Origin of the sequence: Novosphingobium sp. YAF33 (assembly GCF_052113265.1) — a bacterium.
In the GTDB taxonomy this organism is placed as follows: domain Bacteria; phylum Pseudomonadota; class Alphaproteobacteria; order Sphingomonadales; family Sphingomonadaceae; genus Novosphingobium.
This window is the reverse complement of the sequence record NZ_JBFRCW010000057.1, coordinates 1-357: the sequence shown is the minus strand read 5'-3', so window position 1 is coordinate 357 and position 357 is coordinate 1. Positions and strand designations below refer to the sequence as shown.

Here is a 357-nt window from a genome sequence, read left to right as displayed (position 1 = left end):
ATCGCCGCCCASGGAGTAGGTCAGCGCCGGATTGGCATTGCCATAGAGGCGCGAGAGCGCATCGGCAGTGACGGTGAGGCCGCGCGGGGTGACGGTGAGGTCGGMGCCKGTGAAGGTGAGGGCATAGTTGCCGCCAGCCGCGAGGGAGCCCTGGGTGATGCCATAGGCGCCGATATTGCTGGTGGCACTTGCCGCGGTGGCCAGCGCGCCGCTCAAAGTGTCACCGTTGACGAGGCCGTCGCCGCCCACGGAATAGGTCAGCGCCGGATTGGCATTGCCATAGAGGCGCGAGAGCGCATCGGCAGTGACGGTGAGGCCGCGCGGGTTGACGGTGAGGTCGGCGCCGGTGAAGGTGAG

The 357-nt window shown here is 68.1% G+C and carries 1 protein-coding gene; it reads right to left on the bottom strand.

Annotated features, from left to right (window positions below; translation table 11 throughout):
• Positions 1 to 357, bottom strand: a 357-nt coding sequence (locus AB4Z00_RS26600; RefSeq protein WP_442047907.1) for an MBG domain-containing protein, incomplete at both ends; no start/stop codon positions are given.